The organism is Aquabacterium sp. (assembly GCF_021768455.1).
Taxonomy (GTDB): Bacteria; Pseudomonadota; Gammaproteobacteria; order Burkholderiales; family Burkholderiaceae_C; genus Aquabacterium.
On record NZ_JAIZVX010000034.1, the window covers coordinates 16,954 to 29,767 of the forward strand.

Genomic DNA, 12,814 nt, shown 5'->3' on the forward strand with positions numbered 1-12,814 from the left:
GGGGACGTTGTCCGGGCTCACTCGGATCCGAGGCCGACTTGCCATGCCGGTTGCGCCCGGGCCAGGAAGGCCCGCAGGCCTTCGCGGCCTTCGTCGCTGGCGCGCACGTCCGCAATCCGCCGGGCGGTGAGTTCGCGCAGCTCTCGGTTCAGGGGCAGGTGGGCCACCTCCTTGACCAGCTGCTTGCAGGCGCGCACGGCCATGGGCCCATTGGCCAGGATGCGCTGCAGCAAGGCGTTGACGGTGTCGTCGAGTGCCTCGGGTGCGCAGACCTCGTGCACCAGGCCCAGGTCCTGCGCACGCTCGGCCTCGAAGCGCTCGGCGGTGAGGAAATAGCGCCGCGCCGCCCGTTCACCCATGGCCTGGATCACATAGGGGCTGATGGTGGCGGGGATCAGGCCCAGGCGCGCCTCGCTGAGCGCAAAGCCCACGCCCTGGCTGGCCACCACGATGTCGCAGCAGGCCACCAGGCCCACGCCGCCCCCGTGGCAATCGCCTTGCACGCGCGCCAGCACGGGCATGGGGCAGCTGGCCAGGGTCCAGAGCATGTGGGCCAGGCGGGCGGCGTCTCGGTGGTTCTCGTCCCAGTCCTGGTCGGCGGCCTCTCGCATCCACTGCAAATCGGCCCCGGCGCAAAAGCTGGGGCCACGGGCGCCCAGCACGATCGCCCTCAGGCTCAGGTCCTGAGCCAGTGTGGCGAAGGCATCGGTCAGCGCGGCGATGGTGGCCGCGTCAAAGGCGTTGCGCACCTCCGGGCGCTGCAGCCAGACGCGGGCGACAGGGCCTTCGTGTTCGATGGCGACGCAGGGGGTGGACATGGTCTGCTCCTTTGCGGCGAAGGGCTCACAGGCGGAAGACGCCAAAGCGTGTGGGCGGGATGGGGGCGTTCAGGCTGGCGCTCAGGCCCAGGGCCAGCACGCGGCGGGTGTCGGTGGGGCGGATCAGGCCATCGTCCCAGAGTCGGGCGGTGGCGTAGAAGGGGTGGCCCTGGGTTTCGTACTGCGCGCGCAGGGGGGCCTTGAAATCGGCCTCCTCGGCCGCAGACCAGGTTCCGCCCTGGGCCTCGATGCCATCGCGCTTCACGGTGGCCAGCACGCTGGCCGCCTGCTCGCCGCCCATCACGCTGATGCGGGCGTTGGGCCACATCCAGAGGAAGCGCGGGTCGAAGGCCCGACCGCACATGCCGTAGTTGCCCGCCCCAAACGAGCCGCCCACCACCACGGTGAACTTGGGCACGGCGGCGCAGGACACGGCCGTCACCAGCCGGGCTCCGGCCTTGGCGATGCCCTCGTGCTCGGCCTTGCGTCCCACCATGAAGCCGGTGATGTTCTGCAGGAAGACCAGGGGGATGCCGCGCTGGCAGCAGAGTTCGATGAAGTGCGCGCCCTTGTTGGCGCTTTCGGCAAAGAGGATGCCATCGTTGGCCAGGATGCCCACGGGCATGCCCTCGATGTGGGCAAAGCCACAGACCAGGGTGCTGCCGTAGCGGGCCTTGAATTCGTCGAACGCCGAGCCATCGACCAGGCGGGCGATCAGCTCGTGGGCGGCAAAGGGCTTGCGTGCATCGACCGGCACCAGGCCCATCAGCTCGGCCTCGTCGTACAGCGGCGGGCGTGGTGGCTGCAAGGCCAGCGGCGCAGGCTTGCGGCGGTTCAGCGCGGCCACGCACTGGCGGGCCAGGGCCAAGGCATGGGCATCGTCGCGTGCCAGGTGGTCGGCCACACCCGAGAGGCGGGTGTGCACATCGCCCCCACCCAGCGCTTCGGCGCTCACGTCTTCCCCGGTGGCGGCCTTCACCAGCGGGGGGCCGCCCAGGAAGATGGTGCCCTGGTCCTGCACGATGATGGCCTCGTCGCTCATGGCCGGCACATAGGCCCCGCCCGCGGTGCACGAGCCCATCACCACGGCGATCTGCGGGATGCCCTGGGCGCTCATCTGCGCCTGGTTGTAGAAGATGCGGCCGAAGTGGTCGCGGTCGGGGAAGACCTCGTCCTGGTGGGGCAGGTGGGCGCCGCCCGAGTCCACCAGGTAGACGCAGGGCAGGTGGTTGGCCTGCGCGATTTCCTGTGCCCGCAGGTGCTTCTTCACGGTCAGCGGGTAGTAGGTGCCGCCTTTCACGGTCGCGTCGTTGCACACCACCATGCACTCCACGCCCGCGATGCGGCCGATGCCGGTGATCAGCCCGGCGCCCGGTGCCGCGTTGTCGTAGAGGTTCAGGGCCGCCAGGGGCGCGATCTCCAGAAAGGGCGAGCCCGGATCAAGCAGGGTGTCGATGCGCTCGCGGGGCAGCAGCTTGCCGCGGGCCACATGTTTGGCGCGGGGGCCTTCACCGCCGCCTTGGGCGACACGGGCCAGCTGGGCCTCGAGTTCGTCGACCAGGGCCCGCATGGCGCGGGCGTTGGCGGCAAAGGCTTCGCTGCGCGGTTGAAGCTGGGTTGCGATCACAGGCATGTGGGCTCACCTCGCGTTCATCATGCGCCGGCCTGTGCGCGAGCAAGAGGGGGTTTACGCCGACAACCCGCCTCTCGCGGGCAACCTGCACAGGCGCCGTGTTGGCGCGGGGGCCAAGCCTGCTCAGCGTGGCCCCATGCGCAGCGCGCCATCCAGGCGAATCACCTCGCCATTGAGGTAATCGTTTTCGATGATGTGGCGCACCAGTGCCGCGTACTCGTGCGGGTGGCCCAGGCGAGCCGGTTGCGGCACGCTGGCCTCCAGGGTCTGGCGGGCCGTGTCGGGCAGGCCGCGCATCAGGGGGGTGTCGAACACCCCCGGGGCGATGGTCATCACGCGGATGTGGTCGCGCGCCAGGTCGCGGGCTGCCGGCAGGGTCATGGCCGCCACACCGCCTTTGGAGGCCGCATAGGCCACCTGGCCCATCTGCCCATCGAAGGCCGCGATCGAGGCCGTCTGGATGATCACGCCACGGCAGGTGGGCGGTGGGGCACCTGAGCTGTCTGCGGTGAGGTCGGCGCCTGGCGGCGGCGCTCGGCGGGGGGAGGCCAGCATCGCCGGCACGACCAGGCGCATCATGTTGAAGCTGCCGAGCAGGTTCACCTCCATCACCTTGCGGAAGGTGGCGAGCTGGTGCGGGCCTTCGCGACCATGGAGCTTTTCCGCAAAGGCCAGCCCGGCGGCATGGAGCAGCACGTCGAGTCGGCCAAAGCGGTCTTGCGTGGTGTAGACGGCGGCCGCGCCCTGGGTGTCGTCGGCCACGTCGGTGGCCTGCCAGTGCCAGCGCTCGCCGGAGGCGTCCAGCTGGCGCAAGGGGTGGTCTTCCGGTGGGGGCTGGCGGTCGGCCAGCATCACGCGGGCACCGGCCTCCCAGGCCATGAGGGCGGCCGCGGCACCCAGACCGGAGCTGCCGCCCGTGACGAGGACCACGCTGTCAGCCAATTTCATGCCGCACCCCTCGCGGCCCGTCAGCAGGCCGTCAAGGTGTTTTAGCACCTGAAACGACGCAGCGCCAGCGGGCGGACCCCTGGCGCTGCGCTGGATCAAGCCTGGCGGAGCCCAGGCATGACCGTGTGCGGCAAACGGCTTACTTGGCCGTGGGCATCACGAACTCGTTGCCCTTGCTGATGCTCTCGGGCCAGCGTTGCATGATGCTCTTTTGCTTGGTGTAGAAGCGAACGCCTTCTTCGCCGTAGGCGTGCATGTCGCCAAACAGGCTCTTCTTCCAGCCACCAAACCCATGCCAGGCCATGGGCACAGGGATGGGCACGTTGATGCCCACCATGCCCACCTGCACACGACGGCCGAACTCGCGGGCGATGTTGCCGTCGCGGGTGAACAGCGAGACGCCGTTGCCGAACTCGTGGTCGTTGATCAGCTGCAGTGCCTGGCCGAAATCGGCCACGCGCACGCAGCTCAGCACCGGGCCGAAGATCTCTTCCTTGTAGATCTTCATCTCGGGCGTGACGTGGTCGAACAGCGTGCCGCCCAGCCAGAAGCCTTCCGGGTGTTCGGCCGACTTGAAGCCACGGCCATCGTGCAGCAGCTTCGCCCCTTCTGCCACGCCGGCATCGATGTAGCCGGTGATGCGCTCCTGCGCCGCACGCGTCACGATGGGGCCCATCTCGGCATTCAGGTCCAGGCCGGTCGTGACCTTGAGCTGCTTCGAGCGCTCCACCAGCAGGGGGATGATCTTGTCGGCCACATCGCCCACCAGCACGGCCACCGAGATGGCCATGCAACGCTCACCGGCCGAGCCATAGGCCGCACCGATCAGCGCATCGACCGTCTTCTCCAGGTCGGCATCGGGCATCACCACCATGTGGTTCTTGGCGCCACCCAGGGCCTGCACGCGCTTGCCGAAGTGGGCGCCGCGCTCGTAGATGTAGTTGGCGATCGGGGTCGAGCCCACGAAGCTCACCGCCTTCACATCGGGGTGTTCCAGCAGCGCGTCGACCGCGACCTTGTCGCCTTGCACCACGTTGAACACACCCTTGGGCAGGCCGGCCAGCTCCAGCAGCTTCGCCATGAACAGCGAGGCCGAGGGATCGGTGGGCGAGGGCTTGAGCACGAAGGTGTTGCCCGCGGCAATCGCCACCGGGAACATCCAGCACGGCACCATCACGGGGAAGTTGAAGGGCGTCACGCCGGCGACCACGCCCAGGGGCTGGCGCAGCGTCCAGTTGTCGATGCCGGTGGAGACCTGCTCGGTGTAGTCACCCTTGAGCAGCTGCGGGATGCCGCAGGCGAACTCGACGATGTCGATGCCCCGAGCTACTTCACCTTGCGCATCGGTGAAGACCTTGCCGTGCTCGCTGGTGATGATGGCGGCCAGCTCGTCCTTGTGCTGGTTGAGCAGGGCGAGGAAGTTGAACATCACGCGGGCGCGGCGCAGGGGGGGCGCATCGGCCCAGGCCGGGAAGGCGGCTTGGGCGGCGGCCACGGCGGCGTTCACCTCGGCCGATTCGGCCAGGGCCACGCGGCGGGCGGCGGCACCGGTGGCGGGGTTGAAGACCTCGCTGAAACGCGAGCCGGCAGGCGTGACCACCTCACCGTTGATGTGGTGGCCAATGTCCTGGCGGTCGGTGTAGAACTGGGGTTGACTCATCGGGGGCTCCGGAGGATCAGGATGGGGTGAAGAGGGCGGTGAGCCGTGGCTCAGACCGCCTCAGGCTGGCCGCTGTGCAGCGAGCGCGTGATGGCCAGGCCAATGCGGGTGGCCGCGGTGGCGTCTTGCAGGGTGAGGGGGCAGGTGCGCAGGCCCAGGCAGCTGTCGACAAAGGCCTGCATCTCCAGCTGGAAGGCGGCTTCGAAACGCTCGAAGAAGTCCTTGACGGCCAGGTGTCGCACGCCGTGGGTGTCCGAGTAGACGACGCGGTCGCGTGCCGCCCCGGCGCCCACCTGGAGCTGGCCCTGGGTGCCGATGACCTCGGTCTGCGTCTCGTGGCCATGCGCGAAGGTGCGCGAGGCATAGAGCACCGCACGGGCGCCGCCTTCGAACTCGACGATGGCCAGGCCGTTGTCCACGTCCTTGTGTTGCGCCAGATCGGGGTGGCAGGCGATGGTGCCGGTCGCAAAGGCCCGCACCGCTTTGGGCGAGCCCAGCATCCAGCGCGCCAGGTCGATGTCATGCACGCTGCAGTCCATGAAGATGCCGCCCGAGGTGCCCGCAAAGCGAACGAAGAAGCCGTCAGGGCTGTACTGGTCGGCCGTTTGCGAGCGCACCAGGAAGGGCTTGCCCACGGCGTTGGCCTGGATGCTGTCGAAGGCGTTGGCGTAGCTGGGGTCGAAGCGGCGCACGAAGCCCACCATGGCCGTAAGGCCTGGGTGGCGGGCCTTCACGGCTTCCACGCGTTCGCAGTCTTCCACGTTCAGCGCCAGGGGCTTTTCGATGAAGACGTGCTTGCCCGCTTCCAGCACCGCGATGGCCTGGTCGGCATGCAGCGAGGTGGGCGTGACCAGCACGACCGCGTCGAGGTCGGCACCTTGCAGCATGGCCTCGAGCGAGTCGAACACCAGGCCCACGCCCAGGTGCTCACGGGCGGTGCTGCGTTCGGCCTCGACCGGGCTGCAGGCCGCCACCAGCTGGCAGTGGCGCAGGCGGAACGCGAGGTTCTCTGCATGGCGCAGGCCGAGTCGGCCCAGGCCGGCGATGCCGACGCGCAGGGGTTTGCTGGAAGCGGTGGGTGTGGGCATGGTCAGACTCGGTTGTGGGGCACTCAGAAGCGGATGATTTCGCCGGTCTCGGCTGAGCGGGCCGCAGCGTCCGACAGTTTTTGCGCGGCCACGCCGTCGGCGATGGTGGTGCGGAACTTGCCGCCGTCTTGCAGGCGAGCAAAGAAGTGCTCCAGCTCGAGGCGGTAGGCGTCGCGGTAGCGCTGCAGGAAGAAGGCTTCGGGCTTGTCCTGGCTGATGCCATTCGGGCCCCAGGCGACCACCTCGGTCGGCTTGTGGTTGCCGCACGCCAGCAGGCCTTGCGAGCCCAGCACTTCAAAGCGCTGGTCGTAACCGTAGGCGGCGCGGCGCGTGGTGTTGATCTGGCAGAGCAGACCCTTGCTGGTGCGGATGTTGACGATGGTGCTGTCGAGGTCGCCGGCCTGGCCCACGGCGGGATCGGTCAGCACCGAGCCGGTGGCGTGCAGGGTGGCGGCTTCGTCGCCCATGATCCAGCGGAAGACGTCGAAGTCGTGGATCAGCATGTCGCGGAAGATGCCGCCGGACTGCTTGATGTACTCGGCCGGCGGAGCGCCAGGGTCGCGGCTCGTGATCACCAGCATCTCGGCCACGCCGATTTCGCCACGGTCCAGGCGCTCCTTGGCGGCGTTGAAGGTCGGGTCGAAGCGGCGCTGGAAGCCGATCATGCAGGCCACGCCAGCGGCTTCCACCGCGCGTTGGCACTCTTCGGCGCGGGGCACCGACAGGTCGACCGGCTTCTCGCAGAAGATCTGCTTGCCGGCGGCGGCCGAGCGCAGGATCAGGTCGGAGTGGGTGCTGGTGGGCGAGCCGATCAGCACCACTTCGATGCTGCGGTCGGCCAGGATTTCTTCCACCGAGCGAACCTGGGCACCCAGTTTGGTCGCCAGGGCATCGGCGGCTGCGGCCACCGGATCGCTCACGGCGACGAGCTTCACGCCCGGCAGGGCGGCGACGTTGGTGGCGTGGATGGCGCCGATGCGGCCGGCACCGAAGATGGCAACGTTTTTCATGCTGAGGTCTTGGTTCGTTGGGTGGTGGTGGGCTGGTAGGCCAGCTCCAGGCGGTAGGCCAGGGCGATGAACAGGCTCTGCGCCAGGCTCATCGTCGAGGTGAGGGAACGGAAGCCAAGCACCGAGCTTTCCTGCACCAGCAGCAGGGCCTTGGCGTCTTTCGCGAGCGGGCTCATGCGGCTGTCGGTGATGGCGATCAACTTGGCGCCGCGTTCCACCGCGGCCATGGCCACGGTTTGCGTCTCTTCGGCATAGGGGGCAAAAGAGATGGCAAGGGCCACATCGCCTGGGCGCACGGCGCGGGCCTGGCCTTCGTGCATGGAGCCCAGGGCCGAGACCAGGTGGATGCGCTTGTCTGTGTGCTGCAGCGCGTAGTCGAGGTAGACGGTGGCGGCGAAGGAGCGGCGTGAACCGATCAGCCAGATGTCGTTGGCGCCGGCCAGCAGGTCCACAGCCTTCTTGAAGGCGACGGCGTCCAGCCCGTCCTGCAGCTCCTGCATGCCGGCGATGCTGCCGGCCAGGAACTCGTGGGCAATGGCCGCGCTGGTGAGCGTGCCGGCACCGGACTCGATCACATCGCGGATGCGGGCCTTGTAGCTGCGGCCTGGCGAGATCTGCTTGGAAATGACTTCGCGGAACAGCTTTTGCATCTCTGAAAAGCCGGAGAATCCGAAGTGCTTGGCAAAGCGCACCACCGCCGAAGGCTGCACGTCGCAAGCGGCGGCCACGTCCTGGATGCCTTCGAGGCCCAGGTGATCGCGGTGGGCCTCCACATAGCGGGCGATCACCTTGAGCTGCTTGCTCAGGGTGTCGAATTCGCTGGAGATGGCCTTGAGCAGTTGCTCGACGTTGGCGGGTGGCATGGCAGGCATGGTGGAAAGCGGGAAACAGGTGTCGACGGGTTCATTGTAGGCAGGGATGCCTGAAAATGAAAACGGGTTTCCCCTATGCTTGCAAAACAGAAAACAATTTGCAAACGCGCCACAGCCTTCCTAGAATCTGATCCAGCCCGCGCAGGGGCTTGCCATGGTGGCGAGCAGACGTGGCGCACAACACAAGAGATCGGAGACTGGCATGAGCGAAACCCGGGCGATGGTGATCGTGGGGGCAGGGCATGTGGGCGGCCGGGCCGCGCTGGCCCTGCGCGCTGGCGGGTGGGCCGGGCCCATCGTGCTGATCGGGCAGGAGCCGCATGCGCCCTGCGAGCGGCCCCCGCTGTCCAAAGCCGTGCTGACCGGCGCACAGTCGCCCGAGTCCTGCCTGCTGGCCACCCCGGCGCAGTACGCCGAGCAGGGCATCACCCTCAAACTGGGCCAGAGCGTCACCGCCATCCAGCCTCGCCAGCGCAGCGTGATCCTGCAGGGGGGTGAGCACATCGCCTACGAGGCCCTGCTGCTGGCCACGGGTGGCCAGCCTCGCACGCTGTCCTTGCCGGGCGCCGACCTGCCGGGCGTTCACACCCTGCGCACCCTGTCCGATGCCCTGGCCCTGCAGCCTCGCCTGAAGCCGGGCCAGCGCCTGGTGGTGGTGGGCGGCGGCTTCATCGGCCTGGAGGTGGCGGCCTCGGCCCGCGAGCGCGGCTGCGACGTCACGCTGCTGGAGGGCGCACCCCGTCTGCTGGGCCGAGCCGTGCCAGCGGCCCTGGGTGAACGTGTGGCGGCCCTGCATCGCCAGCATGGGGTCGACCTGCGCCTGGGCAGTGGCCCCGAGTCCTTCACCGCCGTCAATGGGCGCATCGCCGTGCGCCTGCTCGACGGCGGGCTCCTGATGGCCGACACCGTGGTGGTGGGCATCGGCATCACGCCGGCGGTGCAGCTGGCGCGAGCGGCCGGCCTCGCCATCGGTGCGCAGACGCAAGGCATCGTGGTCGACGCCCATCTGCGGTCCAGCGAGCCCTTCATCTATGCCGCGGGCGACGTGGCCGAGGCGCCGAGCGTGCTTTCGGGGCGCCCTCAGCGCCAGGAGACCTGGCAGAACGCCGAAGCCCAGGCTGCCGTGGCCGCTGCCAACATGCTGGGGGGGCAACAGGCCTGCGAGGCCTTGCCCTGGTTCTGGTCGGATCAGTACGACCACACCCTGCAAGTCAGTGGCGAGCCAGCCCTGGGTGTGCAGGAGGCCGTGCGCCCCCTGGGTGATTCGGCCGAAATGCGCTTCTACCTGGACGCCAGTGGCCAGCTCGTGGGGGCCTGCGGCTTTGGCCCGGCCAGCCTCGTCAACAAGGAGCTCAAGCTGGCGCGCACCCTGGTGGAGCGCCGCCTGCGCCTGCATGCGGCCGATCTCGCCGACCCGGGCGTCAAGCTCAAGGGTCTGCTCTCGGCTCCCGCCCCCTCCACCGCGGCCCTTGCTGCCTGATGAAGGTGCCCATGACCCTGCAGAACACCCTTCCCACCCTGCCCATCGGCATCAACATCGATGGGGTGCTCGAGCACGATGGCCTGCCGTGGCCCACCCCGGCCGAGCGCTTTGCCCGCGTGGCCGCATCCGGTGCCTTTGCCTACATCGAGAAGAACTTCAACCCGGCCGAAGACTTCGGGCCCTACCCCGAATTGGCCGCGCAGCATGGCCTGCCGATGCAGGTGATGGGCGGCATCTACATGGCGGGCCGGGACGAGCGCCGACTGGCCGAGGAGATCCTGCTCGCCGGGCGCCTGGGTGCCCAGGTCTTCAACATGCAACTCTTTGCCCGCCATGCCGACGGCCACGCCCTGAGCGATCAGGAGGTGGCCAACCAGTTCCTCATGGCGATGGACCGGGGCCTGGTCCACGGCTGCCTGCCCAGCTTCGAAGTCCACATCGACATGTGGAGCGAGGACTTCCGCCGCATCGAACGCGTGGCCGCTTTGCTGGCCCGACAGAATGTGGTCTTGCGCCTCACGCTGGACCACTCGCACCTGATCTACAAGATCGGATCACCGCAGGAACTGGACGCCGGGGGCATGGCCGAAGACGTGGCCGCAGGCAGGCTGACGCTGGCCCCGGATGCGGCCTCCGAGCCGGTCTATGCGATGTGGTTGAGGGAAGGGTGGGTGGCCCATGCCCACGCCCGCAGCGTGCAGACGTCCGGGCGGCCCAACCCGCTGATGCAGCGGGGCGATGGCCGGCCGGGGCGGGGTGTGCAGTACCCGTTGGTGCGTCCACCCGAGGGCAGCTATCACCAGCCCTGGGACGAAGCCGAGTTGCGCCCCTGGAAGCAGGCCGTGCAGCAGTTGCTGGCCTTCAAGGCCCGGCACCCGGCTTGCCCGGTGAGCCAGATCAGCTGTGAGTTCATCCCCTTTGCCGACTATGGCGGTGGGGCGCGCTACAGCATCTTCGACCAGAACGTGGCTTGCGCGCATTGGCTGCGCGAGGCCTGGCAGGCCGCCTGCACCGCAGCGCAAGCGGCCTGATCCGGTGGCGATCAGTCGTCGTTCGAACCCATGATGCCCAGGATCGACAGCAGCGACTGGAACACGTTGTAAAGGCTCAGGTAGACGCCCAGGGTGGCCGTGATGTAGTTCGTCTCGTAGCCATCCTGAACGCGCTTGAGGTCGTGCAGGATGAAGGCCGAGAAGATGCCGATCGCCAGCACCGACAGGGTGATCATCAGGGCGCTGGACTGGATGAAGATGTTGGCGATGCCGGCCACCAGCAGCATGATCATGCCCACGAACAGGAACTTGCCCATGTTCGACAGGTCACGTTTGATCACGCTGGACAGCGTGGCCATGCCCAGGAAGATGGCGCCCGTGCCGGCGAAGGCTGTCATGATCAGGCTCGCACCATTGTTCAGGCCCAGCACCATGCCCACCAGGCGCGACAGCATCACACCCATGAAGAAGGTGAAGCCCAGCAGCACGGGCACACCGGCGGCCGAGTTTTTGGTCTTCTCGATGGCGAACATGAAGCCGAACGAGCCGGCCATGAACACGATCAGGCCGACCATGGGCGACATGGCGCGCGAGATGCCCGTCGCCAGGCCCAGCCAGGCACCGGCCACCGTCGGGATCATCGACAGGGCCAGAAGCCAATAGGTGTTGCGCAGCACGCGGTTGCGTTCGGCGCTCGAGAGCGGGGCCGCGTAGGCGGAAAGGTCGTGGTAGGTCTGGTTCATGTGGAACTCCTCGTGAGAGTGTGAAAACGGATATGGGGACGGTGAAGTCGGAACGCAAGGGCTCGGTTCGGCCTCAGGCGGTTTGCGTGACATGGCCCGCCTCGGCCGCGAGTTTCTTGCGCTTGGCGCGGGCGCGGATGTTGAGCGCCTCCACCACCAGCGAGAAGGTCATGGCCGCGTACAGATAGCCCTTGGGCACGTGCGCGTCGAAGGCCTCGGCCGTCAGGGCCATGCCCACCATCACCAGGAAGGCCAGGGCCAGCACCTTGACGGAAGGGTGGGCGTCGACAAAGTCGCCGATCGGCTTGGCGGCAAACAGCATCACGCCCACAGAGGCGATCACGGCCGCCACCATCACCCCGATCTGGTCGACCATGCCGACCGCGGTGATCACCGAGTCGAGCGAAAAGACGATGTCGATCACGGCGATCTGGCCGATCGTGGCCCAGAACAGACGGCTGCCAGCGGCCTTGACGACGGCCGGGTCGGCTGCGGGCGGGCCGTCTTCTTCACGGGCTTCGACCTCGACAAAGATTTCGTGCGAGGCCTTGTAGAGCAGGAACAGGCCGCCGAGCAGCAGCACGAGGTCGCGCCCGCTGATGCCCTGGCCTGCCACGTGGAAGAGGTCGGTGGTCAGGCCCATCACCCAGCTCAGCGAGAACAGCAGCGCCAGGCGAGAGACCATGGCAAAGCCCAGGCCGAGTCGGCGGGCCTTGTCACGGACCTCGGCCGGCAGGCGCCCGACGAGGATGGAGATGAAGATGATGTTGTCGATGCCGAGGACGATTTCCAGGGCGGCGAGCATCGCAAAGGCGATCCAGATCTGGGGGTCGAGGAGGAAGTCCATGGAGAAGGCCCCGGTGGGGCTGAGCGAAAGAACGGGTGCACGGGCGCGCAGGGCGGGCTGATCGGGGTGCCGCGGCCAGTGCCGGGCAAGGGCGGATCAGGCGCGTGGTGGCCGCAGGAGCCCGGCCAGGCAGGGCGCCAGCAGGGTGGTGTCGCTCAGGCCGCAAGGCCTGCTCACGCCAGTGGGTGTCGCGGTGCGCAGCGGCTGCGGGGGCAGCATCGCCGTGTGTTCATGCTCTCCCTCGGCGTGGGCCGAGGTGTCGGCCTGGCCGAGCTGGTCCGGGGCGTCTGGGGCGCCCTGAGCTTCGCTGGGCACATCGCCCCGGGCGGCAGCGTCGACCCAGGCCACGGCCTCGCCCGCAACCGCCTGCCACGCCGAATGGCCCGGGCCGTCAGAAGACAGCACCGAGCCGGTGATCAGGGTGAAAAAGGCGCACAGGGCCAGGAGCCAGCGGGACATGGTGACCCAAGTCTACCAGCGGGGGCGCCCCGGGTGTGTGAACTCAGACCGCCTGGATGTAGATCACGCGCCCCTCCACCTTGGTGGGGTAGGTGGCGAGGTTCACGCAGACGGGGGCGCCCAGGGCCTTGCCGTTGCGGATGTCGAAACGGCCGTTGTGCTTGGGGCACTCCAGCACGTGGTCCATGACCAGGCCATCGCACAGGTGCACCTGTTCGTGGGTGCACAGGCCGTCGGTGGCGTACACCTCGGCGTGCGCGG

13 protein-coding genes are annotated in these 12,814 nt (G+C 68.2%); 2 read left to right on the top strand and 11 right to left on the bottom strand.

Features of this window, described 5'->3' with window-relative positions:
- Positions 1-17: 17 nt before the first annotated feature.
- The 7 genes from QZ994_RS06775 to QZ994_RS06805 all read right to left on the bottom strand — a co-directional run bounded on the left by QZ994_RS06775 (position 18) and on the right by QZ994_RS06805 (position 8,029).
- Positions 18-818: an enoyl-CoA hydratase/isomerase family protein gene (locus QZ994_RS06775; RefSeq protein ID WP_290870031.1), complete on the bottom strand. Its 801-nt coding sequence runs from the start codon at positions 816-818 to the stop codon at positions 18-20.
- Positions 819-843: 25 nt separating this feature from the next.
- Positions 844-2,451 carry a carboxyl transferase domain-containing protein gene (locus QZ994_RS06780; RefSeq protein ID WP_290870034.1) on the bottom strand — a complete coding sequence of 536 codons (1,608 nt, stop codon included), beginning with the start codon at positions 2,449-2,451 and terminating at the stop codon, positions 844-846.
- A 123-nt stretch (positions 2,452-2,574) separates the two neighbouring features.
- Positions 2,575-3,399 carry an SDR family NAD(P)-dependent oxidoreductase gene (locus QZ994_RS06785; RefSeq protein WP_290870037.1) on the bottom strand — a complete coding sequence of 275 codons (825 nt, stop codon included), beginning with the start codon at positions 3,397-3,399 and terminating at the stop codon, positions 2,575-2,577.
- A 139-nt stretch (positions 3,400-3,538) separates the two neighbouring features.
- Positions 3,539-5,059 (bottom strand): CoA-acylating methylmalonate-semialdehyde dehydrogenase, encoded by a 1,521-nt coding sequence (locus tag QZ994_RS06790; protein ID WP_290870041.1) that lies wholly within the window; start codon positions 5,057-5,059, stop codon positions 3,539-3,541.
- Between the two features lie 50 nt (positions 5,060-5,109).
- Positions 5,110-6,147 (bottom strand): Gfo/Idh/MocA family oxidoreductase, encoded by a 1,038-nt coding sequence (locus QZ994_RS06795; RefSeq protein WP_290870044.1) that lies wholly within the window; start codon positions 6,145-6,147, stop codon positions 5,110-5,112.
- Between the two features lie 23 nt (positions 6,148-6,170).
- Positions 6,171-7,157: an inositol 2-dehydrogenase gene (gene iolG / locus QZ994_RS06800; protein ID WP_290870047.1), complete on the bottom strand. Its 987-nt coding sequence runs from the start codon at positions 7,155-7,157 to the stop codon at positions 6,171-6,173.
- Positions 7,154-8,029: a MurR/RpiR family transcriptional regulator gene (locus QZ994_RS06805; protein ID WP_290870050.1), complete on the bottom strand. Its 876-nt coding sequence runs from the start codon at positions 8,027-8,029 to the stop codon at positions 7,154-7,156. The genes iolG and QZ994_RS06805 overlap by 4 nt, the downstream gene beginning before the upstream one ends.
- A gap of 202 nt (positions 8,030-8,231) precedes the next feature.
- Between QZ994_RS06805 and QZ994_RS06810 the strand changes: the two genes are divergently transcribed.
- Both QZ994_RS06810 and QZ994_RS06815 read left to right on the top strand, forming a co-directional pair.
- Complete coding sequence (locus QZ994_RS06810) at positions 8,232-9,509, top strand: FAD-dependent oxidoreductase (protein ID WP_290870053.1); 1,278 nt, start codon at positions 8,232-8,234, stop codon at positions 9,507-9,509.
- Between the two features lie 11 nt (positions 9,510-9,520).
- Entirely contained in the window at positions 9,521-10,543 is a 1,023-nt protein-coding gene (locus QZ994_RS06815; protein ID WP_290870056.1) for a xylose isomerase, read from the top strand.
- 11 nt (positions 10,544-10,554) lie between these two features.
- On the opposite strand, the gene QZ994_RS06820 is transcribed toward QZ994_RS06815, so the two are convergent.
- The 4 genes from QZ994_RS06820 to QZ994_RS06835 form a co-directional block, all read right to left on the bottom strand.
- Positions 10,555-11,247, bottom strand: a complete 693-nt coding sequence (locus tag QZ994_RS06820; RefSeq protein WP_290870059.1) for a Bax inhibitor-1/YccA family protein — start codon at positions 11,245-11,247, stop codon at positions 10,555-10,557.
- Between the two features lie 73 nt (positions 11,248-11,320).
- Positions 11,321-12,094, bottom strand: a complete 774-nt coding sequence (locus tag QZ994_RS06825) for a TerC family protein (RefSeq protein WP_290870062.1) — start codon at positions 12,092-12,094, stop codon at positions 11,321-11,323.
- Between the two features lie 96 nt (positions 12,095-12,190).
- Positions 12,191-12,553 (bottom strand): hypothetical protein, encoded by a 363-nt coding sequence (locus QZ994_RS06830; protein ID WP_290870065.1) that lies wholly within the window; start codon positions 12,551-12,553, stop codon positions 12,191-12,193.
- A 43-nt stretch (positions 12,554-12,596) separates the two neighbouring features.
- On the bottom strand, positions 12,597-12,814 hold a 218-nt coding region (locus QZ994_RS06835), incomplete at its 5' end, for a Rieske 2Fe-2S domain-containing protein (RefSeq protein WP_290870069.1).